18 protein-coding genes are annotated in these 21,315 nt (G+C 62.8%); 11 read left to right on the top strand and 7 right to left on the bottom strand.

The annotated features are described in order from the left end of the window. A partial coding sequence (locus CYR55_RS19275; RefSeq protein WP_101817968.1) for an aldehyde dehydrogenase family protein occupies positions 1–996 on the bottom strand: 996 nt, incomplete at its 3' end. A gap of 8 nt (positions 997–1,004) precedes the next feature. Beyond that, positions 1,005–2,276 (bottom strand): 4-aminobutyrate--2-oxoglutarate transaminase, encoded by a 1,272-nt coding sequence (locus tag CYR55_RS19270; RefSeq protein WP_101817975.1) that lies wholly within the window; start codon positions 2,274–2,276, stop codon positions 1,005–1,007. Between the two features lie 114 nt (positions 2,277–2,390). Between CYR55_RS19270 and pdxR the strand changes: the two genes are divergently transcribed. The 3 genes from pdxR (at position 2,391) to CYR55_RS19255 (ending at position 5,788) form a co-directional block, all read left to right on the top strand. Further along, entirely contained in the window at positions 2,391–3,914 is a 1,524-nt protein-coding gene (pdxR, locus tag CYR55_RS19265) for a MocR-like pyridoxine biosynthesis transcription factor PdxR (protein WP_101817967.1), read from the top strand. Between the two features lie 15 nt (positions 3,915–3,929). Beyond that, positions 3,930–4,760 carry an AraC family transcriptional regulator gene (locus tag CYR55_RS19260; protein WP_101817966.1) on the top strand — a complete coding sequence of 277 codons (831 nt, stop codon included), beginning with the start codon at positions 3,930–3,932 and terminating at the stop codon, positions 4,758–4,760. Between the two features lie 80 nt (positions 4,761–4,840). After that, positions 4,841–5,788, top strand: a complete 948-nt coding sequence (locus CYR55_RS19255) for a DMT family transporter (protein ID WP_101817965.1) — start codon at positions 4,841–4,843, stop codon at positions 5,786–5,788. A 12-nt stretch (positions 5,789–5,800) separates the two neighbouring features. On the opposite strand, the gene copM is transcribed toward CYR55_RS19255, so the two are convergent. After that, the gene (gene copM, locus CYR55_RS19250) at positions 5,801–6,175 is read right to left on the bottom strand and encodes a CopM family metallochaperone (RefSeq protein WP_101817964.1); all 375 of its coding nucleotides are present in this window, start codon (positions 6,173–6,175) and stop codon (positions 5,801–5,803) included. Positions 6,176–6,245: 70 nt separating this feature from the next. Then, the gene (locus tag CYR55_RS19245) at positions 6,246–7,502 is read right to left on the bottom strand and encodes a Gfo/Idh/MocA family protein (protein ID WP_101817963.1); all 1,257 of its coding nucleotides are present in this window, start codon (positions 7,500–7,502) and stop codon (positions 6,246–6,248) included. A gap of 240 nt (positions 7,503–7,742) precedes the next feature. Here CYR55_RS19245 and CYR55_RS19240 point away from each other — a divergent pair, with 240 nt between their 5' ends. Beyond that, positions 7,743–8,351: a hypothetical protein gene (locus tag CYR55_RS19240; RefSeq protein WP_241522192.1), complete on the top strand. Its 609-nt coding sequence runs from the start codon at positions 7,743–7,745 to the stop codon at positions 8,349–8,351. Between the two features lie 57 nt (positions 8,352–8,408). Here CYR55_RS19240 and CYR55_RS19235 read toward each other — a convergent pair whose 3' ends face one another. Next, complete coding sequence (locus CYR55_RS19235) at positions 8,409–10,535, bottom strand: putative bifunctional diguanylate cyclase/phosphodiesterase (protein WP_101817961.1); 2,127 nt, start codon at positions 10,533–10,535, stop codon at positions 8,409–8,411. Between the two features lie 424 nt (positions 10,536–10,959). On the opposite strand from CYR55_RS19235, the gene CYR55_RS19230 reads away from it, so the two are divergent. Then, entirely contained in the window at positions 10,960–11,628 is a 669-nt protein-coding gene (locus tag CYR55_RS19230) for a glutathione S-transferase family protein (protein ID WP_101817960.1), read from the top strand. Between the two features lie 34 nt (positions 11,629–11,662). Here the strand turns inward: CYR55_RS19230 and CYR55_RS23630 are convergent, their stop codons facing one another. Further along, positions 11,663–11,821 carry a hypothetical protein gene (locus CYR55_RS23630; protein ID WP_165699633.1) on the bottom strand — a complete coding sequence of 53 codons (159 nt, stop codon included), beginning with the start codon at positions 11,819–11,821 and terminating at the stop codon, positions 11,663–11,665. A gap of 504 nt (positions 11,822–12,325) precedes the next feature. Here CYR55_RS23630 and CYR55_RS19225 point away from each other — a divergent pair. Continuing rightward, on the top strand, positions 12,326–13,693 hold the full coding sequence (locus tag CYR55_RS19225) for an NCS2 family permease (protein WP_101817959.1): 1,368 nt from the start codon (positions 12,326–12,328) through the stop codon (positions 13,691–13,693). 190 nt (positions 13,694–13,883) lie between these two features. Continuing rightward, complete coding sequence (locus CYR55_RS19220; RefSeq protein ID WP_101817958.1) at positions 13,884–15,533, top strand: Na+/H+ antiporter; 1,650 nt, start codon at positions 13,884–13,886, stop codon at positions 15,531–15,533. 29 nt (positions 15,534–15,562) lie between these two features. On the opposite strand, the gene CYR55_RS19215 is transcribed toward CYR55_RS19220, so the two are convergent. Then, the gene (locus CYR55_RS19215) at positions 15,563–16,621 is read right to left on the bottom strand and encodes a LacI family DNA-binding transcriptional regulator (RefSeq protein WP_101817957.1); all 1,059 of its coding nucleotides are present in this window, start codon (positions 16,619–16,621) and stop codon (positions 15,563–15,565) included. Positions 16,622–16,812: 191 nt separating this feature from the next. Between CYR55_RS19215 and CYR55_RS19210 the strand changes: the two genes are divergently transcribed. From CYR55_RS19210 to CYR55_RS19195, 4 genes are read left to right on the top strand one after another with little or no spacing between them, the layout of a single operon-like run. Further along, complete coding sequence (locus CYR55_RS19210; protein WP_101817956.1) at positions 16,813–17,967, top strand: Gfo/Idh/MocA family protein; 1,155 nt, start codon at positions 16,813–16,815, stop codon at positions 17,965–17,967. A 14-nt stretch (positions 17,968–17,981) separates the two neighbouring features. Next, on the top strand, positions 17,982–19,166 hold the full coding sequence (locus CYR55_RS19205; RefSeq protein WP_101817955.1) for a Gfo/Idh/MocA family protein: 1,185 nt from the start codon (positions 17,982–17,984) through the stop codon (positions 19,164–19,166). A gap of 14 nt (positions 19,167–19,180) precedes the next feature. Further along, the gene (locus CYR55_RS19200; RefSeq protein WP_101817974.1) at positions 19,181–20,248 is read left to right on the top strand and encodes a Gfo/Idh/MocA family protein; all 1,068 of its coding nucleotides are present in this window, start codon (positions 19,181–19,183) and stop codon (positions 20,246–20,248) included. 17 nt (positions 20,249–20,265) lie between these two features. Then, positions 20,266–21,291, top strand: a complete 1,026-nt coding sequence (locus CYR55_RS19195) for a Gfo/Idh/MocA family protein (protein ID WP_101817954.1) — start codon at positions 20,266–20,268, stop codon at positions 21,289–21,291. The last annotated feature ends 24 nt before the right edge of the window (positions 21,292–21,315 follow it).

Raw genomic sequence — 21,315 nt, 5'->3', positions numbered from 1 at the left:
ATCAATAAGCGGCCCCTGTTGGCTTGCAGCGTCACGGCCATCGCCGACCTGCAACTGCGCCACGGCGTCAGTCAGGCGGCGCACAATCTCAGGGTAGATGCCGCGCTGCACATAGATGCGGTTGGCGCAGACGCAGGTCTGGCCGCTGTTGCGGAACTTGCTCGCCATGATGCCCTTCACGGCCGCCGCCGGGTCGGCGTCGTCAAACACCAGGAACGGCGCGTTGCCGCCCAGCTCCAGCGACAGCTTTTTAATCGTCGGCGCGCATTGCGCCATCAGCAGGCGGCCCACGTCGGTGGAGCCGGTAAAGCTCAGCTTGCGGACAACCGGGCTGGCGCAGAGCGTCTTGCCGACCGCCACCGCATCGCCCAGCACATGGACCAGCAGGTCATCCGGCAGCCCGGCGCGGCGCGCCAGATTTTCCAGCGCGAAGGCGGTGAGCGGCGTCTGTTCCGCCGGTTTGACGATCATCGCGCAACCGGCGGCCAGCGCCGGGGCGGCCTTGCGGGTGATCATTGCCGCCGGGAAGTTCCACGGCGTGATCGCGGCGCAAACGCCCACCGGTTGTTTCAGCACCAGAATGCGCTGATGCGCCTGCGGCGGCGTGAGCACGTCGCCCTGTACCCGGCGCGCCTCTTCAGCAAACCAGCGGATAAACGAGGCGGCATAAGTAATTTCGCCGCGCGCTTCGGCCAGCGGTTTGCCCTGCTCGGCGGTAAGGATCTCCGCCAGCGCGTCGCGCTCGGCCAGAATCAATTGATACCAGGCCAGCAGGATGTCAGCCCGCGCCAGCGCGGTCTGCGCTTTCCACGCTTTTTGCGCCTGTTCGGCGCGCTGGATCGCGGCTTCCACGTCGGCGGCGTCCTGCTGTTTGACCCACGCGATCACGCTGCCGCGTGACGGGTCGGTGACGTCAATAAAACCGGCCGGGGTCGGCTGGTTGGCGTCCGGCTGGCGAACCAGCGGGTGGTCGAGTAACGGGTGCAATGCGCTCATCGGGGGCCTCAACGTGCGGTCAGGGAGTGGCTGAGAATATCCATCGCCTGCTGGAACTGGGCGTCCGGGATGGTCAGCGGGTAGAGGAAACGGATCACGTTGCCGTGCTGGCCGCAGGAGAGCAGCAGCAGACCGGCCTCCATCGCGCGTTGCTGGATGGCGGCGCACAGCGCTTTGTCCGGTGCGCCGGTGGCCGGGTCGCAGAACTCCACCGCAATCATCGAGCCGAGGCCGCGGATGTCGGCAATCGCCGGGTTCTGCTGTTGCGCCAGGCCCAGCACTTCACGCAGGTGCTGGCCGAGGTGTTCGGCACGCTCGCACAAATTCTCTTCCTGAATCACATCCAGCACCGCATGGGCAGAGGCGATCGCCAGCGGGTTCCCGGCGTAGGTGCCGCCCAGCCCACCGGGGGCCGGGGCGTCCATCACCTCGGCACGGCCGCAGACGCCGGAAAGCGGCAGGCCGCCTGCCAGGCTTTTCGCCATGGTGATCAGATCCGCTTTCACCTCCGGGAAGTGCTCCATCGCAAACAGCTTGCCGGTACGGGCAAAGCCGCTCTGCACTTCATCGGCGATCAGCAGAATGCCGTGCTGGTCACACAGGGTGCGCAACTCACGCAGGAACGCGGCAGGCACCGGGCGGAAACCGCCTTCGCCCTGCACCGGCTCCAGAATAATCGCTGCCACCTGATCGGGCGCGATGTCGCAGCTGAACAGTTGATCCAGGCTCGCCAGCGCATCTTCAACGCTCACGCCGTGTTGTGCGCTCGGGAAACGGGCATGGAACACCGACGGCGGCATCGGGCCGAAATCGCGTTTGTAGGGGGCCACTTTGCCGGTCATCGCCATGGTCATCATGGTGCGGCCGTGGAAGGCGGCAGTGAAGGCAATAACGCCGGGGCGGCCGGTGTGGGCGCGGGCAATTTTCACCGCGTTTTCCACCGCTTCCGCGCCGGTGGTGAAGAAGGTGGTTTTGGCCGGGCCATCAACCGGGGCCAGCGCATTGAGGCGCTCTGCCAGCGCGACATAGCTCTCATACGGCACCACCTGATAGGCGGTGTGGGTGAACGCCTGCAACTGCTTTTCCACCGCCGCGATGATTTTCGGGTGGCGGTGGCCGGTGTTCAGCACCGCAATGCCCGCCGCGAAATCGATCCACTGGTTACCCTCTTCATCCCACAGCGTGGCGTTCTCAGCACGGTTTACAAAAAAGTTACACATGACCCCCACACCACGCGGGGTCGCGGCGGCTTTGCGGTCGTTAAGTTGCTGATGTTTCATGGTGTTCTCCAAGGCGGGCGGGGCCGCCGAAATAACGTGCATCAATGTTGTTAATTATTAACAGGGTCTATTAACATCAGGCGAGAGCCACTTAACGAAAACGGAGGGAGCCAATTGCGATCTTTACACGCGGATCTGCTTTTGCAGCGTTTGCAGCACACCACCGGCGGCCAGTTGCGGCTGCGGGTCTGTCAGTGTCTGCGCACGGCGATTGCGGACGGCAGCATCCCGCCCGGCAGCCGCCTGCCCGCGACGCGTGATCTGGCGCGGGAGCTGGGGGTGTCGCGCAACACGGTGCTCTATGCCTATGAGCAGTTGCAGGCGGAGGGCTATTTGCAGGCGAAAACCGGCAGCGGCACCTCGGTGGCGGAGATCCTGCCGGACAGCTACCTGACCGCCACTGCCGGGCAGCCCGGCAGCCCGCACCGCTATGTGGATGAGGTGGCGCTGTCGCGGCGCGGCAGCAAACTGATGGGCTACGCCAACGCCTCGCCGCACCAGTGGGGCGCGTTTGTGCCCGGCGTGCCGGATGTGCGCGAGTTCCCCCATGCGTTGTTCAGCGCCATCCAGCGACGCATCAACCGCGACCCGCTGCACCATCACCTGACCTACAGCCACCAGGGCGGCAGCTACGATCTGCAACAGGCGCTGGTGGAGTATTTGCGCGTCACGCGATCGGTGCAGTGCGATGTGGATCAGATCCTGATCACCGAGGGCACCCATCAGGCGATGGATCTGATCGCCAAAATGCTCTGCGATCCGGGGGATCGCGTCTGGTTCGAGGAGCCGGGCTACTGGGGCGCGCGCAATATTCTGCGCATCAACGGGGCGGACATCCTGCCGGTGCGGGTAGACCAGCACGGCCTGGTGCCGCTGGCAGGCGGCAAAGGGGCGTCGCCGAAGCTGATTTTCGTCACGCCGTCGCACCAGTACCCGCTCGGCGCGGTGATGAGCCTGCCGCGCCGCAAACAGTTGCTGGCACTGGCGCGGGAGCAGGGCAGCTGGATCATTGAGGATGACTACGACAGCGAATTCCGTTTCGCCGGGAACCCGATTCCGGCGTTGCAGGGGCTGGAGCCGGATGCGCCGGTGATCTACCTCGGCACCTTCAGCAAAACGCTCTACCCGGCGTTGCGCATCGGCTACATGGTGTTGCCGAAACCGCTGGCGGCGGCGATGAAACTCGCCTGCGCCGAGTTGTTCCGCGGCGGGCATTTCCTGATCCAGACTGCGCTGGCGCAATTTATGCGCGAAGGGCACTACAACGCCCACATCCGCCGGATGCGCCTGCTGTATGGCCGCCGCCGCGCCTATCTGGTGTCACTGATCACCCGCTACCTCGGCCCGGAGTTCTTGCATGAGTATGACCACGACGCCGGGCTGCACCTGGTGCTGGTGCTGCCGAAAGGGTGCGACGATGTGAAAATCGCCTCCCATGCGCTGCGGCGCGGCGTCAGCGTGCGGCCGCTGTCGCAATATTTTATGCACCGCCAGTCAACGCGCGGGCTGCTGTTAGGCTTTGCCTGCGTGGAGGAGAGTGCGATGCTGCCGGCGTTTAACGTGTTGCGTGACTGCCTGATTAAAGCCGGGCTGTGTCCGGCGGAGCCAAACTCCGCTAACGTATTACCATCAGGCTGAACAGGGGAGGCGGGCGTGCAGGGCGTTCCAGATCAATTCGAGTGTGAGACCGACCGGGCGCAGTTCCGGCAACTTTCCGGGTTGCCGGGCGTGGAACTCTACCGGGCGCATATCCGCCGCCATGTGTTTGAGCCGCATACCCACGAGGCGTTCGGCATCGGCATGATTGAGGCGGGCACGGAGCGTTTCCGTTACCGCGGCGTGCAGCATGTGGCGGGGCCGGGTTCGCTGGTGCTGATGAACCCGGACGAGCTGCACACCGGCCAGGCGGAAACCGAAGGGGGCTGGCGCTATCGCATGATCTACATCGACCCGGCGCGGCTCGCGACGCTCTCCGGCGAGCCGGGCTGGTGGTTCAGCCCCGAGGCGGTGCGCCGCGATCCGCACACCGCGCAACAGCTGGCGGTGACGCTGGGTGCGCTCTGGCAGAGCACGGATGCGCTGGCCACTGACGGTTTAATGCTGTCGCTGGTGGATCTGCTGCGCCCGCACGCGCACCGGCCGCCGTCACCGCCGCCGGAAGCCGCGCACCGGTTTGACCGGGTGAAAGCCTGCCTGCACGCCCGCTTTGCTGAACCCCTCACGCTGGTGGAGCTGGCCGCCGAGGCCGCGCTCAGCCCCTACCATTTCCAGCGCCGGTTCAAGGCGCACTTCCACGTCACGCCCCACCAGATGCTGATGGCGATCCGCCTTTACCGTGCCAAACTGCTGCTGGCCGCAGGCGTCGGGGCCGCGCAGGTGGCGGCTGAGGTCGGCCTCACCGATCAGGCGCACCTGACCCGCGCCTTTGCCAACCGCTACGGCGTTACCCCGGTGCGTTACCAGCGGGCGGTGACGGGCCGCTGAGGCCAATGCGCAAGCTGGTACAATACCGGGCGCACGCTGCGCGTTAAGGTGGCCTTTTTCACGCAGGAGCCGTAGAAATCATGATGGCAGGTGTGTTATTTGCCCTGGCCGCAGGGCTGATGTGGGGGCTGATTTTTGTCGGCCCGCTGATCGTGCCGGAGTACCCGGCGATGTTGCAGTCGGCCGGGCGCTATGTGGCCTTCGGGCTGATTGCGCTGCCGCTGGCGTGGGCTGACCGCCGCCGGGTGCGGCAACTGACGCGCGGCGACTGGAAAGAGGCGTTCAAACTCAGCGCGGTGGGCAATCTGCTCTATTACGTCTGCCTGGCGGGCGCGATCCAGCGTACCGGCGCGCCGATCTCCACCATGATTATCGGCACGTTGCCGGTGGTGATCGCCGTGTCTGCCAACCTGCTGTATGGGCGGCACGAAGGGCGGCTGGCGTGGCACCAGCTGTTGCCGTCGCTGCTGTTGATTGGCGCCGGGCTGTGTCTGGTGAATATCGCGGAGTTGCGCGGTGACGGCGGCCCGCAGAACATCGGGCGCTATTTGAGCGGCATCGGTCTGGCGCTGGTGGCGCTGGTCTGCTGGACATGGTACCCGTTGCGCAATGCCCGCTGGATGCGGTCACACCCGCAGCACCGCGCCGGCACCTGGGCCACGGCGCAGGGGATTGCAGTGCTGCCGATGGCGCTGGTGGCTTACGCGCTGGCCTGTGGCCAGATGACGCTGGCGAATGACCCGTTCCCGCTGCCGTTCGGCCCGCGGCCGGGGCTGTTTATTGCACTGATGGCGGCGATTGGCCTGTTCTGTTCCTGGCTCGGCACGCTCTGCTGGAGTGAGGCGAGCCAGCGGCTGCCAACGGTCTTAGTCGGGCCGTTGATTGTGTTCGAGATTCTGGCCGGGCTGGCCTATACCTTTTTGCTGCGCCAGAGCTGGCCGCCGCTGTTGACGCTGTGCGGTATCGCCTGCCTGATGATCGGGGTGGTGAGCGCAATGCGCATCAAGCCGGAACCGCTGCCGGCCTGATGCGCAACCGGCTCAGTGGGCGGGGTGCTGATCGAGCCAGCGCTGCATCCGGTCAATCTCCGGCTGCTGCGCAGCAATAATCTCCTGCGCCAGTTTGCGCATCGCCGGGTCTTTGCCGTAGTTCAGTTCGGTTTTTGCCATGTCAATGGCGCCCTGGTGGTGGGCAATCATCCCTTGCGCGAAGGCGATGTCCGGGTCGTCAGACTGGATCGCCTTCATCATGTCGCCGTGCATGGTCTCCATGCCGCGTTCATACGCCTGCCGGGAGGCAGACGCCGCGCCACCGTGTTCCGTCATGGTGTCATGTTCCGCCATACCGTCGGGCGCGGCACAGGCCACCAGCGGGGCCAGCAACAGGCCCGCGGCCCAGGCTCGGTAACTACGCATTTTTTCTTCCTCCTGTGAATGAATTCGCCACCAAGGTAAACCTTGCCCTTAGGGCAAGGTCAAGGGCGCTTCACCCTTTCTGTGCGGCAGTGACGTGCAGGTCGTTACGCTCCAGCGCCACCGGCCGCCCCTCCTGCGCCGAGCGGTAGATAGCTTCCATAAAGATCTGATCCTGCAAGCCCTCCTCGCCGGGCGTGCGCGGTGCGCTGCCGTTGCGCACGCAGTCGGCAAAGTGCTCAATTTCCAGCGCAAACTGCGGCCCGGCGCTCAGTTTGCGCTCCTCCAGCGATTGCGCCTCGCCCTTGCGTTGCGCCACCGTCAGGCGCTGCCCGCTGTAGGCATAGGCGTTATCGAGTTTCACCCAGCCATTTTCCAGCCGCACCGTCATCTCTTTGCCCTCATGCGCGCCATAGCTGGCGACACAGTGGGCGATCACCCCGGAGCGGAAGCGCAGCACAAAGCTGATGGTCTCTTCCACCTCGGTATAACGCGGGTCGCCGGTGGGGTTGACCGCCTGCGCATACACCTCGATCGGGTTTTCCGCCAGCATCATGCGCACGCCGTTCAGGCAGTAGAGGCCGATGTCCGCCAGCGCGCCGCCGCCCGCCAGCCCGCCTTTGAAGCGCCACTGGCCGTCCGGCCCCATCATCTGCACATTGGTTGCCTCAATGATGCGCGGCCGCCCCAGCTCGCCGGACTGCACCAGCCGCGCCGCCTCTTTGTTGAAGGCGTCGAACTGGCAGCGGTAGGCGATCATCAGCGTCACCCCGGCATCGCGGCAGGCGTCGATCATCTCCTGCGCTTCTTCAGGGGTGTTCGCCATGGGTTTTTCACACAGCACATGTTTCCCGGCCGCCGCCGCAGCCAGCACATGGTCGCGGTGCAGGCCGTTGGGCGTGACGATGTACACCGCCTGAATCGCCGGGTTGTCGGCCATCTTGTGCATCTCGTCATAGTGGTAAATCGCGTCATTGCTGATGCCGTACTGGGCGGCCACGGTTTGGGCTTTCTCACGGTAGCCGGAGACCAGCGCCACCGGCCGGGCATTTTTAGCGCGGTGCAGCGCCGGTAAAATCTGGTTCAATGCCAGCCGCCCCAGCCCGACCACCGCGAACCCGATGCGCTCATCAGGCGGCAGGGCAACAGGCGGCGACGGCTCCGGCGTATCGGCGGCGCCTTTCCAGTTCGGGAACGTCACCTGCTCACCCTCAACCTGGCCGCTGTCGATGCCGGAAGGCGGCAATGGCGCGGGATCTGCCGGTAATGTATGGCCGATGGCCGTTGCCGGGCCACGGTTTTCATAAGGGAACGCCTGTTCTTCACTCATACTTCCTCCAGTCAGGGCGGGGGTAAGTAGAGACTATAGACCATTGGTTATGGGGGGCAGGGTCAGGAGAGGTTGGGAGACGGGCCGTAAAAGCAGAGGCTTAACAGGTGATGTGTACCCGGAAAGGGTAAAATAATCCCGCGCAATAAATAAGGTTTATGTTCTTTAAATGAGCGCCTTTCGTTAAGCTAAACACAGGAAGTGACCACTATGCCCGTCTTACTGCGAGGTTCATCCGCAATGATCGTGATACCGCATTCATACAGCCCGGAAACGATAGCCCGTCGGTTTGAGATTATCGACGAGCTGCTGATCCATGGAGCCAGCTGGCCCATTATCTACGATAAAGCCATCCCTTTTGCCGCCGTGATTGAGGCGGATGTCACTGAGATTAACGGCCAGTTACGCCACCGGGTGGTGGCAACGTTAGAGATGGCGCGCCATGACCGGGACAGCCATATTTTCAGCGTCCGCGACTTCTGGCAGGATACCGACGCCCTTCAGGTTGAAGGCGTGGTGGTCGATCCTGAGTTACAGGATATGGGGCTGGCAACCGCGCTGTATGAAAGTCTGGTGCTGCATAAAGGCATCACGCTGATGAGCGACCCTATGCACTATGAGAGCGGCAAAGCGCTGTGGAAAAAGATTGCGCGGACGTCGCAACGCCTGACGGTATTTATTCTGGACACGGAGCAGGGGACATTTTACCCCTACGACGGCAGCCGCATCCGTTATGACGGGAACACCATCCCCGAAGAGGCGATTTGGAGCGCCCACCCGGATGCGAGCCGTGCCGGGGTAATTCTGATCGCGGAAGAGGGCCGAAAGCATAAGGCGAAAGCCGGGTGAGATAAATCAGGCCACCTGGGGGTGGCCTGATCTCTGTGGGCAAGGGGCGTTGCGGCGCTATTTCAGGCTATCTGCCACCGGGGTGGCCTCCCGCTCTGTTGCCGGAACCACATGGCCGGGCCAGTCGCTGCTGATGCGGTCGCCAATCTGTGCCGGGGTCATCGGGCGGCCGAGCAGGAAGCCCTGGAGGGTGTCGCAGCCCAGGCGGTTGAGGAAGGCCTGCTGTTCCGCCGTCTCGACCCCTTCGGCCACCACTTTCAGGTTCAGCGTCTTGCCCAGCGCAATGATCGCCGAGACGATGCTGGCATCCCCGTTATTGGTGGTCAGCTCGTTGATAAACGCCCGGTCAATCTTCAGCTCGCTGGCCGGCAGGCGTTTCAGGTAGAGCAGGCTGGAGTAGCCGGTGCCGAAATCGTCAATCGATGCCTTGATCCCCAAATCTGTCAGCTGGTCCAGGATTGCCACGCTGACGTCCGGGTTGAGCATGGCGGTGGTTTCCGTCACTTCCAGCGTGAGTTTTTCGGCCGGGATCTGGTGGCGGTTGATAATATTGACCACCTTTTCCACCAGATCCGGCTGCTCAAACTGCAACGCCGACAGGTTCACCGCGATGCTCCACTCCTCATGCCCCTGGCGGTGCCACTCGCGCAGCTGGCGGCAGGCCTCGTTCAGCACCCATTCGCCCATCGGCAGGATAAGCCCGGTCTTCTCCGCCAGCGGCAGGAATACCGCCGGGCTGAGCATCCCGCTGCCGGGGCGCTCCCAGCGCACCAGCGCCTCAAACCCGCACACCGGGCCGGACGGCGCGGTGAATTTCGGCTGGTAGTGCAGGCGCAGCTCGTTGCGCTCAATGGCCAGCCGCAGGTCATGCATCAGTTGCAGCTGTTCCTGCGCATTCACATTCATCGATTTCTGGAAGAAGCTGTGGCCGTTGCGGCCGGAATTTTTGGTGTGGTACATCGCCGCGTCGGCGTTCAGCATCAGCTCACGCTCGGTGGTGCCGTCGCTCGGGTAGACGGCGATGCCGATGCTGATCGACACCAGCAGTTCGTAGCGCGACACATTGAACGGCTGCTCAATCAGCATCACCAGTTGGGCGGCGAGCGTTGCCGCGTCGGCCGGGTCATTCATCTCCATCAGCAGCACAAACTCATCACCGCCAAGGCGCGCCAGCGTGTCCTGCGCGCGGATGCAGCCCTGGATGCGATCGGTCACGGCGATCAGCAACTGGTCGCCGATGTGGTGGCCATAGGCGTCATTCACCGCCTTGAAGCCGTCCAGATCCATAAACAACACGGCAAACAGCGCGCCTTCATGCTCCGCCTTCTGCAAGGCCTGCTGGATGCGATCTTCCAGCAGCAGGCGGTTCGGCAGCTTGGTCAGGTTGTCATGCAGCGCCAGCTGCATCAGTTCACGGTTAGCATGCTCAAGGGACTGCGCCAGAATCGACGTGCGCGCCTGCAGGCGCGCATCCAGCACCGACACCACCAGGGTGATCGCCAGCACCGCCAGCGTAAACACAATCACCACCACCGCCAGCCAGTTGGTGTTCACCCCGCCGTGGTGGTGCATCATGCTGCCGGTCATCTGGAAGTGGGCGGCCGCCATGCCGGTGTAGTGCATCCCGACAATCGCCACGCCCATGATGATCGCGGCCAGCGCGCGCAGCAGTTTCACGTTGTTGATCTGGGTACGCAGCCGGAATGCCATCCACAGCGCGGCCGCCGAAGCCAGCACCGCAATCACTACCGAAAGCAGTACCCAGCGCGCATCGTAACTCATGCCGGGCATCACGCTCATCGCCGCCATGCCGGTGTAGTGCATCCCGGCGATGCCGCCGCCCAGGATCAGCGAGCCGGCCACCAGCCGGGGCAAGGAGAGCGCCGCCGCGGTAACAAACCAGAGCGCAAAGATCGACGAGGCGATGGCAATCAGCATCGACAACCCGGTGATCAGCGGATCATAACTGATGGACACCGGCAGGCTGAAAGCCAGCATGCCGATGAAGTGCATCGACCAGATGCCGATGCCCATTGCCACGGCCCCGCCCCCCAGCCACCAGCGGGCAGCGGCGCGATCCGTGGTGGCGACGCGCCCCACCATATCCAGCGCGGTATAGGACGCAAGAATCGCCACGATGAATGAGAACAACACCAAAACATCGTTGTAACTGCTGGCAAGCATAACTTGCTCTCCAAAATAACAGGGGTAAGGGCCATCCCGCCCCGTTATTGCGTTGCAATGTCGGTCAGGCGATCGCCGGAAAGAGGATTAAACATCACATAACCTTAACAATGAGGGGGTTAGCCACGCGGTCAGCGGCGGTTTTGGTTAAGTTTAATTATGTGATATTTCAAACTGGTGCAGCGATATTAGCGACTTTTCCACCAACGTTAAACTGCTGTAACGGCTGTATTGCTAAACATGAAGAAAGTATAAAGTAAAAACACTATTTATCATTGATAAGCCAAGTTTAGATGATATTAGTCGGTGTATTTGGCTTTAACCACGATCAATAAAAGCGGGCGCAAGCAGGGGCAGGGCGCAGATCGGCTATCCTTTGAATTCACGCGCATTACCCCTACGGCGCATTAACAGGAGATAACGCATGATCACCGTTCACCACCTCAATAACTCCCGTTCACAACGTATTTTGTGGATGCTGGAGGAGCTGGGGGTGCCGTACCAGATTGAACGCTACCAGCGCGACCCACAGACCATGCTGGCCCCGGAGGCGCTGAAGAAAGTCCACCCACTGGGGAAATCGCCGGTGCTCACGGATAACGACCTGACGCTGGCGGAGTCCGGCGCGATCATTGAATACCTGCAAGAAACCTACGATGCGCAAGGGCTGCTGAAACCCACCGATCACTTTGCGCGCCAGAGTTACCGTTACTGGCTGCACTACGCCGAAGGCTCATTGATGCCGTTGCTGGTGATGAAGCTGATTTTCAGCCGGTTGGGCAAGCCGCCGGTGCCGCTGCTGGCGCGGCCGATTGCCGGGGCGATTGGCAAAGGGGTGCAGAAGGCGTACCTGGACAAGCAGCTCGCTACCCACCGGGCCTACCTTGAGAACCATCTGGCGGAGAACGCCTGGTTTGCCGGGGCGGATTTCAGCGCGGCGGATATTCAGATGAGTTTTCCGGTCGAGGGGCTGAACGCACGCGGTGGGCTGTCAGGCTGCCCGCACCTCAGCGACTGGCTGAAGAAAGTGCAGGCGCGGCCCGCGTACCAGCAGGCGCTGAAACAGGGCGGGCCTTACCAGATCGCCGGCTGAGCGGCGGCAGGAGACACGGGCAGAGGCCGCGTGATCAATACATTCTTTTCCCGGCACCGACAAAGTTCTGCCCCAGCATCTGCAACAGCTGGTGAAGCCACGGCAGGCGTTTGGGAGGTAGCGTTGCCTGCGGCACCGCAGGCGCAGCAGTGCGGGACGTGTCGCCGGACGAGAAAGTCAGGGTCGTTTTCATGGGTGCCTCCGGTGAGTTGAGAACGCGTACATCACGCAAAGGTGTGATGTTTGTCACAAATAAAGATACGCCGAAGAATTCATCGGATCAATATTTTTGTGATACCCGTCACAAAAATAATGAAACCCTGTTTTACCCGGCATGATGCCCCACTAAGCAGCGGAGTTGCGCAACACGTGCAGTAAATTTCCGCGCTTTCCGCTCTCTTTCTGTCCTGAATAAGATGTGATGCGTCTCGCATTTTCCTTCCTGGCGCTTAAATGCGCAAACAACGCGAAAATGTCGTGATTCAGAGTTGAAAAAGCCTGCTGGGACACCGGATAATCGTTTGCTTTTTAGTGTTCGCCCATTTTAATAACGTCAGGCGGGTTCAGAGTTAAACGTTTGCCTTGTTTTCTGGCCTCTCTTTACAGAAAACGCGGTGCAGGGACGTAAACGGACGGAAACGATGCCTTAACGACACGACGCACCGACATTTCAGGATCACTTTCAGAGGACATCAGCATGTCTAGCAACAACACCCAAGCGGGCGGCAGCGTTCAGCCGACCGGCCCGCTGGATGCATTTTTCAAAATCAGCGCACGCGGCAGCTCTGTGCGGCAAGAGATTGTCGCCGGGCTGACCACCTTCCTGGCGATGGTGTACTCCGTCATCGTGGTGCCGGGCATGTTGGGCAAGGCGGGCTTCCCGCCGGCGGCGGTGTTCGTCGGTACCTGTCTGGTGGCGGGCATCGGCTCACTGCTGATGGGGCTGTGGGCCAATTTGCCGATGGCCATCGGCTGTGCCATCTCCCTGACCGCCTTTACCGCCTTCAGCCTGGTGCTGGGCCAGCACATCAGCGTGCCGGTGGCGCTGGGTGCGGTGTTCCTGATGGGGCTGCTGTTTACCCTGATCTCCGCGACCGGCATCCGCGCCTGGATTTTGCGTAACCTGCCGATGGGCGTGGCGCACGGCACCGGCATCGGTATCGGGCTGTTCCTGCTGCTGATCGCCGCCAACGGCGTCGGGCTGGTGGTAAAGAACCCCATCGACGGCCTGCCGGTGGCGCTGGGTGATTTCACCTCGTTCCCGGTGCTGATGACCCTGGTAGGCCTGGCGGCCACCATTGGGCTGGAGAAGCGCCGCGTGCCGGGCGGCATCCTGCTGGTGATTGTGGTGCTGTCGGTGGTCGGGCTGATTTTCGACCCGTCGGTGAAATACCAGGGGCTGTTTGCCATGCCGTCCCTGGCTGATGCCAACGGCAACTCCACCATGTTCAGCCTCGACATCATGGGCGCGCTGAAGCCGGTGGTGCTGCCGAGCGTGCTGGCCCTGGTGATGACCGCCGTGTTTGACGCCACCGGCACCATCCGCGCGGTGGCCGGGCAGGCAAACCTGCTGGACAAGCAGGGGCAGATCATCAACGGCGGCAAAGCGCTGACGTCTGACTCCATCAGCAGCATGGTGGCCGGGCTGGTGGGCGTTGCCCCGGCGGCGGTGTACATCGAATCGGCTGCCGGTACGGCGGCAGGCGGCAAAACCGGCCTGACGGCCACGGTGGTCGGGGTGCTGTTCCTGCTGATCCTGTTCCTGTCGCCGCTCTCTTATCTGGTGCCGGGTTACGCCACCGCGCCGGCGCTGATGTATGTCGGCCTGCTGATGCTGAGCAACGTCACCAAGCTGGACTTCACAGACTTTGTGGACGCGATGTCCGGCCTGCTGTGTGCGGTGTTTATCGTGCTGACCTGCAACATCGTCACCGGTATTATGCTCGGCTTCGGCGCGCTGGTGATTGGCCGCGTGGTGGCCGGGGAGTGGCGCAAGCTGAACGCCGGGACGGTGATCATTGCCGTCGCGCTGGCCGCGTTCTACGCCGGTGGCTGGGCTATCTGACACCGCTGCTGCATTCAGGGGAGCCGCCGGCTCCCCTTTTTTATGCCTGTGATTCCCCCTCCGGCGGCACATTCGGCCAAAGCGCACTCACGGGTTTAACAGCCCGGCGGTTCTGATCTACTATCACTCCTGCGAATGCCGGGCCGCCCGGCCCGGCTGACAGTGATAATGACAAGAGCCCAAGGAACGCATGGAAATCTTTTTTACAATCCTCATTTTGATTCTGGTGGTGTCACTCTCGGGTGTCGTAACCAGAATGTTACCCTTCCAGATCCCTCTTCCCCTGATGCAGATTGCGGTGGGTGCCCTGTTGGCCTGGCCCAATTTCGGCCTGCATGTTGATTTTGACCCGGAGCTGTTTCTGGTGCTGTTTATCCCGCCGCTGCTGTTTGCCGATGGCTGGAAAACCCCGATGCGCGAGTTTCTGCACCATGGCCGCGAGGTGCTGGGGCTGGCACTGATGCTGGTGCTGCTCACGGTGGTCGGCATCGGTTACCTGATCTACCTGATGGTACCGAACATCCCGCTGGTGGCGGCGTTTGCGCTGGCGGCGGTGCTGTCGCCTACGGATGCGGTGGCGCTCTCCGGCATTGTCGGCAAGGGGCGTATTCCCAAATCGATCATGGGCGTGCTGGAAGGCGAGGCGCTGATGAATGACGCCTCCGGCCTGGTATCGCTGAAGTTTGCGATTGCGGTGGCGATGGGCACCATGGTGTTTACCGTTTCCGGCGCGACGGTGGAGTTCCTCAAAGTGGCGGTGGGCGGCCTGCTGGCCGGGGTGGCCGTGACCTGGCTCTACAGTAAATCGCTGCGCATTATGAGCCGCTGGAGCGGGGATGACCCGGCAACGCAGACGGTATTCCTGCTGCTGCTGCCGTTCGCCTCTTACCTGATTGCCGAGCACATCGGCGTCTCCGGCATTCTGGCTGCCGTCGCCGCCGGGATGACCATCAGCCAGTCCGGCGTGATCCGCAATGCGCCGCTGGCGATGCGGCTGCGCGCCAACGGCGTCTGGTCGATGCTGGAGTTCGTGTTCAACGGCATGGTGTTCATTATGCTCGGCCTGCAACTGCCGGGCATTCTGGAAACCTCGATCCTGATGGTGGAAAACGACCCGACCATCGCCACCTGGCAGCTGTTCGCCGATGTGGGGCTGATCTATCTGGCGCTGCTGATGCTGCGTTTTGTCTGGCTCTGGTCGATGAAAAAACTCAGCAACCGCCTGCTGAAAAAGCGCCCGCTGATGTTCGGCAGCTACAGCACCCGTGAGCTCTGGGTCGCGTCGTTTGCCGGGGTGCGCGGGGCGATTACGCTGGCCGGTGTGCTCTCTATCCCGCTGTTCCTGCCGGATGGCGTGGCCTTCCCGTCACGCTACCAGCTGGTGTTCCTGGCGGCCGGGGTGATCCTGTTCTCGCTGATTGCCGGGGTGATTGCGCTGCCGTTCCTGCTGCGCGGGGTGAAAACGGTGGATAAATCGGCGTACAAAGAAGAGGAGCACATGGCGCGCGCGGTGGCGGCTGAAGTGGCGATTGAGAGCCTGCATAAAATGGAGGAGCGCATTGCCGCCGATGCCGAAGAGAACATCGACGAGCAGACGGTGCGCGAGGTCAGCTCCAGGGTGATCGGCAACCTGCGCCGCCGCACCTATAGCAAGGATGATATGGAAAACATGCTGGTGGTGGAGAACCTGGAGCGCCGCTTCCGCCTTAACGCGCTGCGCGCTGAGCGGGCGGAGCTTTACCACCTGCGCGCCACCCAGCGCATCAGCAACGAGACGCTGCAAAAGCTGCTGCATGACCTCGACCTGCTGGAAGCGTTGCTGGTGGAAAAAGAGGTGTAACCCACGCGGCGCGGCACTGATCGCGCCCGTTACTGACCCAGCGCCACGCGGGCTGCGTGGCGTGTGGCGTACCGCACTGACCCCGCCTCCCTGAGTCTCCCCTGCAATAACAGATTACACACCGCCGCCTGCGGCCGGTTCAGCCGGTGTTGCAGCAGGTGCACCGCCTCAATGCCCAGCTCCCGGCACGGCACCACAATGCCGGTGACCGGCATCTCCGCGCTGTTTTCCAGATGCCAGCTAAAGTCCGTGGTAATCAGCGACATCGCCTCCGGTACCCGCACCTGTCGCCGTGCCAGCACGCGCAGCACGCCGGTGGTCATGCCCATGCTGCCGGGGAAAATCACCTCCGGCCAGCAGGACGGCGGATGCGATGCCAGCCACGCCTCCAGCGCCTGTTCTGCCTCCTCTGACGAAAACCCTTCGGTGACAATCAGATCCTGTTGCGCATCAAACGGCACATGGAAATGGCGGTAAGCTTCCTGAATGCCGTGCAGCCGGGTGAAAAGCGTTTTGCGGCGCAAGCAGGTCAAGGAGAGCATGCGCCGGTGGCCGCGCTCAAACACATGGCGCGCGGCGTTAAAGCCGATGGCGTAATGGTCGGGCGAGATGGCGTCGAGCGTCATTTCCCGGTCATTGGTGTTGATGAGCACGCAGGGCTTATTCAGCGTCGCCGCCAGCTTGAAGATGGTCGGGTCATCGGTGCCGATGATGATCACCGCGTTGATGTGCTTGTTCCCGGCCTTGTCCAGAAAGGCTTCGATGTCGGCATGCTCCTCTTCCAGTCCGCAATAGCTGAGGTAAACATTGTGCGCCGCCAGCGCCTCGGCGATGCCGCGGGTCACTTCCAGATAGAACACGTCGCCCCTGGCGTTAAACGTGCGCCCCGGCGCGAACACCGCCACGCCGTCAATCAGCAGCCGCCCGCAGGCCAGGCCGTCCAGCACGCCGAGCTGCCGCGCGCAACTGATGATGGCCTCCCGTGCACGATCGCTGGTGTAGGATTTCCCCGCCAGCACGCGTGACACGGTGCTGATGGAATAGCCCGTCAGGGCGGCGATTTTGTCCATCTGAAGCTTGCCCGGCATGATGTGACCCCGCTCGCAATAAATATCTGCAAATATTCTTAGGGTTAATCTGCTGATTTTACAACCAAATCCGGGCCGCAGGGCGGTTGGCGTCCCGGCCTTGCGATTCCTCTCACACATTCCGTTTGTCGCGCTTTCCGCGCTTCATTATGTTCCCGCTATCCCCCAACGCAGTGGAATACAGGTGAGTTATGGAGAAGCTACGTTTTGGCATTATCGGCATCGGCAATATCGGCACCGTTCACGCCCGCTACCTGCTGGACGGCGTCGTCAGCGAGGCCTGTCTGGCGGCGGTGTGTGACAACGACCGCAGCAAACACCCGGCGATCCGGCGGCTGGTGGGCGACAGCCTGCCGCTGTTTGAGGACGCAGAGGCGATGATCACCAGCGGGCTGATTGACGCCGTGATCGTCGCCACGCCGCATTACGACCACCCCGGCCTGTCGATGCTCGCGATGCGCCACGGCCTTCATACGCTGTGCGAAAAGCCCGCCGGGGTGTTTACCGCGCAGGTGCAGGAGATGAACGCCTGCGCGCGCGAGTGCGATGTGGTGTTCGGCATCATGTATAACCAGCGGCCCAACCCGCTCTACCAGAAAGTAAAGGCGCTGATTGACGGCGGCGAGCTGGGCGAGATCCGGCGCTCTAACTGGATCATCACCAACTGGTACCGTTCACAAAGCTACTACGACGCCGGCGGCTGGCGCGCCACCTGGAAAGGCGAGGGCGGCGGCGTGCTGCTTAACCAGGACCCGCACCAGCTCGACCTCTGGCAGTGGCTGGTCGGGATGCCGGTGCGGCTGCGCGCCTTCTGCCAGTTCGGCAAACACCGGCAGATCGAAGTGGAAGATGAGGTGACGGCCTACGCCGAATACGCCAACGGCGCGACCGGGGTGTTTATCACCACCGTGGCGGAAACGCCCGGCACCAACCGGCTGGAGATAACAGGCGATCGCGGCAAAGTGGTGGTGGAAGAGGGGCGGCTGCGCTACTGGCGGCTGTGCGAACCGGAACCCGCCTTCAACGCCCGCTGGCAGCACGGCTTCGGTGAGCCGGAGTGCTGGGAGGTCACGGTGCCGGTGGCCCCGGCGTGCAGCGACCACCACGTCATCACCGCCAATTTCTGCGCCGCCGTGCTGCGCGGTGAGCCGCTGATCGCACCGGGCCTGGAGGGCATCCACGGCCTGACGCTCTCCAACGCCATGCACCTCTCCACCTGGACGGACGGCTGGGTCACGCTGCCGCTGGACGAGGCGCGCTACCTGGAACTGTTGCAGCAGCGCATCAACGCCTCGGTGGGGAAACCTGCCGTCAGCCGCACGCTGGATGCCAACGGCACCTGGTGAAGCAAGGGGGAAATATGTTGCATGTCGCTATTGTGGGCACCGGGAACATTGCGCACAACCACATCCAAAGCTATCTGCACTTCCCGCAGCGCTGCCGCATTGTGGCACTGGTGGACATCTGCCCGGAAAAGGCAGAGGAGAAAAAACAGCGCTACGGGCTGGAACACGCCCGGGTGTTCAGCAGCCATCAGGCGATGCTGAGCGCGTGCGGAGAGGTAGATCTGGTGGATGTCTGCACCCCGCCTTACGTTCATGCGCCGATCGCCATCGACGCGCTGCTGGGCGGGAAACATGTGCTGTGTGAAAAGCCGATGGCGTCGTCGCTGGAGGAGTGCGACGCGATGATCGCTGCCCGGCAGGCCAGCGGGAAAATACTGTCAGTGATTGCGCAGAACCGCTTTACCGATGCGTTCTGGCGGCTGCACGCGGTGGTGGAGTCGGGCCTCGCCGGGAAGATTTGCCATGCGCAGGTCGATTCTTTCTGGTGGCGCGGCCACTGCTATTACGATTTGTGGTGGCGCGGCACCTGGGAGAAAGAGGGCGGCGGCTGCACGCTTAACCACGCGGTACACCACATCGACGCCTTGCAGTGGATGCTGGGCACCCCGAGCGAGGTGGTGGCGATGATGGCGAACGTGGCGCACGACAACGCGGAAGTGGAAGACCTGAGCGCCGCGATTTTCCGCTACCCCAACGGCGCACTGGCGCAGCTTACCGCCTCGGTGGTGCATCACGGTGAGGAGCAGCAGATCGTGTTGCAGGGGGAGAAAGCGCGCATCTCTGCGCCCTGGGCAGTATGCGCCCATCTCAGCGCTGATAACGGTTTTCCGCAACCAGGGAATGACTGCGAGCGCGAGGCGCAGATCCACGCCCTGTTCCGGCAGATCCCGCCGCTCGCCTGGACGCTGCACACCGGGCAGATAGACAACCTGCTCACCGCCATTGCGCAGGGCACGCCGCCGCTGGTGGACGGTGAACAGGGCAAACGCGCGCTGGAGCTGATCACCGCCCTGTATAAATCCGCCATCACCCGCAGCGTAGTAAAGCTGCCGATCCCGCCTGACGATCCGTTCTACCGCACCGGCGGCATCAGCGCGCAGGCCCCGCGCTTCTACCAAAAATCCGCCGCCGTCGCCAACTTCACCGAGGTGGGGGCCATTCCGGCAGGAAAAAATCTGGAGAAAGGAGAGAGGCTATGAACCGTAATGACGGCATGAACTATTCAGACGGCATGAACTATGCGCCGGTCGGCAAACCGCAACCAGTGGTCAACGCCGGGGAGTTTGTGTTTGCCGCCGCCGCGCTCGACCACGGCCACATCTACGGCATGTGCAACGGCTTGCAGGAAGCGGGCGCGACGCTGAAATGGGTCTACGACCCCGACCCGGCAAAAGTGAAACCGTTTCTGCAACAGTACCCACAGGTGAGGGTGGCTGCGTCGCTGGCGGAGATCCTGGCTGACAGCGAGGTCAGGCTGGTGGCCGGGGCGGCGATCCCCAGCCAGCGCTGCGCCCTGGGGCTGAAAGTAATGGCGGCGGGCAAAGATTACTTCACTGACAAAGCGCCGCTCACCACCCTGGAGCAACTCACGGACGCCCAGGAGATGGTGGCGAAAACCGGGCGCAAATACGCGGTCTACTACAGCGAGCGGCTGCATGTGGAGAGCGCGGTATTCGCCGGCCAGCTGGTGCAGCAGGGCGCGATCGGCCAGGTGGTGCAGACGCTCGGCGTCGGGCCGCACCGCGAAGGGCGGGGCCGCCCCGGCTGGTTCTACGAGCGGCGCTATTTCGGCGGCATTTTGTGTGACATCGGCAGCCACCAGATCGAGCAGTTCCTGTTTTACACCGGCAACCGCGATGCCACGGTGGTCGCCAGCCAGGTGCGCAACGTCAACCACCCGCAGTACCCCCGGTTTGAAGATTTCGGCGACGCGATGCTGCGCGGCGAAAACGGCGCCACCGGCTACTTCCGCTGTGACTGGTTCACCCCCGACGGGCTGACGACCTGGGGCGACGGGCGGCTTACGCTGCTGGGCACCGAGGGCTATATCGAGATCCGCAAATATGTCGATCTCACCCGTGGCGAGCAGGATGTGGTGTATCTGGTGAACCGGGCGGGCGAGTTCCGCTACCCGGTGGCCGGGCAGGTCGGCTTCCCCTATTTCGGCGCGCTGATCCTCGACTGCCTGCACCGCACCGAACACGCCATGACCCAGGCGCACGCCTTTAAGGCGGCGGAACTCTGCGTGAAAGCGCAAATGCTGGCGAACGCGGCGCACTGACGCATAAGGAGGCGGAAATGGAGACATTGAATGCCGCGATTATCGGCGGCGGCGCGATTCACCTTTGCCATGTCGGGGCGTTGCGGCAGGTGCCGGGCGTGCGGCTGCATGCGCTGGCAGAGATCGACAGCGAGAAGGGGCAGGCGCTGGCGCGCACCTACGGCTGCCATTTCTATCAGGATTACCGCGCCCTGTTGTGGGACGACGAAATCGATGTGGTGCATATCTGCACGCCCCACCACCTGCATAAAGCGATGGTGATGGAGGCGCTGGCCGCCGGGAAACATGTGTTTTGCGAAAAACCCATCGGCCTGGACAGTCGGGAGGCGGCGGAGATCGCCGGTGCAGCGGCCCGTGCGCCGGGGAGGCTGGCGGTCTGCTACCAGAACCGGCTCAACCCCACCAGCCGCCAGATCATGTGCGAGCTGGCGGGCGGCACGCTCGGCAAGATGATCGGCATGAAAGCGGTGCTGACCTGGTCACGCGGCGGCCGCTACTACACCCACAGCCCGTGGCGCGGCCGCTATGCCACCGAAGGCGGCAGTTTGTTGATTAATCAGGCAATCCACACCCTGGATTTGATGCAGTGGTTCGGCGGCGGGGTGGCGCGCGTCAAGGGCGTGGTGGACAGCGGCGAGCTGGCCGCCGTCACGGAAGCAGAAGACAGCGCGATGGCAACGCTGCATTTCCATAACGGCGCGCGCGGCCTGTTTTACGCCAGCAACAGCTACACCACTGACGCCCCGCTGCTGCTGGAGATCCACTGCGAAGCGGGGATGCTGCAACTGCGGGATAACCAGCTGTGGCGGGTCTGCGCGGGCGGGCGCACCCACCTGATCAGCGACCCGTCGCCGGAGAGTGACGCCAAAGCCTATTGGGGATCGGGCCATCTGGCGGCGATCCGGCAGTTCTACCAGACGCTTCATCACCCGTCGGCTCCGGCGGAATACACCTCAATTGAGGAGGCCGGAAAATCTCTCGCCCTTGTGGAGGCGATTTACCACTCCTCCCAGACCCGGCAATGGATAACGGTTAACGCATAATATCCATTCTGTTTTTTTAACGGC

This window comes from Chimaeribacter californicus, from assembly GCF_002858675.1.
GTDB lineage: Bacteria > Pseudomonadota > Gammaproteobacteria > Enterobacterales > Enterobacteriaceae > Chimaeribacter > Chimaeribacter californicus.
Note: the sequence above shows the minus strand (reverse complement) of the source record. Positions and strands in the feature narration are given on the sequence as shown.

Excerpts from the sequence above, each read along its gene's own strand:
- copM (WP_101817964.1), bottom strand. The coding sequence starts at position 6,175 with ATGCGTAGTTACCGAGCCTGGGCCGCGGGCCTGTTGCTGGCCCCGCTG.
- CYR55_RS19210 (WP_101817956.1), top strand. The coding sequence starts at position 16,813 with ATGGAGAAGCTACGTTTTGGCATTATCGGCATCGGCAATATCGGCACC.
- CYR55_RS19230 (WP_101817960.1), top strand. The coding sequence starts at position 10,960 with ATGATCACCGTTCACCACCTCAATAACTCCCGTTCACAACGTATTTTG.
- CYR55_RS19255 (WP_101817965.1), top strand. The coding sequence starts at position 4,841 with ATGATGGCAGGTGTGTTATTTGCCCTGGCCGCAGGGCTGATGTGGGGG.
- CYR55_RS19235 (WP_101817961.1), bottom strand. The coding sequence starts at position 10,535 with ATGCTTGCCAGCAGTTACAACGATGTTTTGGTGTTGTTCTCATTCATC.
- CYR55_RS23630 (WP_165699633.1), bottom strand. The coding sequence starts at position 11,821 with ATGAAAACGACCCTGACTTTCTCGTCCGGCGACACGTCCCGCACTGCT.
- CYR55_RS19220 (WP_101817958.1), top strand. The coding sequence starts at position 13,884 with ATGGAAATCTTTTTTACAATCCTCATTTTGATTCTGGTGGTGTCACTC.
- CYR55_RS19240 (WP_241522192.1), top strand. The coding sequence starts at position 7,743 with ATGATCGTGATACCGCATTCATACAGCCCGGAAACGATAGCCCGTCGG.
- CYR55_RS19225 (WP_101817959.1), top strand. The coding sequence starts at position 12,326 with ATGTCTAGCAACAACACCCAAGCGGGCGGCAGCGTTCAGCCGACCGGC.
- CYR55_RS19205 (WP_101817955.1), top strand. The coding sequence starts at position 17,982 with ATGTTGCATGTCGCTATTGTGGGCACCGGGAACATTGCGCACAACCAC.
- CYR55_RS19270 (WP_101817975.1), bottom strand. The coding sequence starts at position 2,276 with ATGAAACATCAGCAACTTAACGACCGCAAAGCCGCCGCGACCCCGCGT.
- CYR55_RS19245 (WP_101817963.1), bottom strand. The coding sequence starts at position 7,502 with ATGAGTGAAGAACAGGCGTTCCCTTATGAAAACCGTGGCCCGGCAACG.
- CYR55_RS19195 (WP_101817954.1), top strand. The coding sequence starts at position 20,266 with ATGGAGACATTGAATGCCGCGATTATCGGCGGCGGCGCGATTCACCTT.
- CYR55_RS19215 (WP_101817957.1), bottom strand. The coding sequence starts at position 16,621 with ATGCCGGGCAAGCTTCAGATGGACAAAATCGCCGCCCTGACGGGCTAT.
- CYR55_RS19200 (WP_101817974.1), top strand. The coding sequence starts at position 19,181 with ATGAACTATTCAGACGGCATGAACTATGCGCCGGTCGGCAAACCGCAA.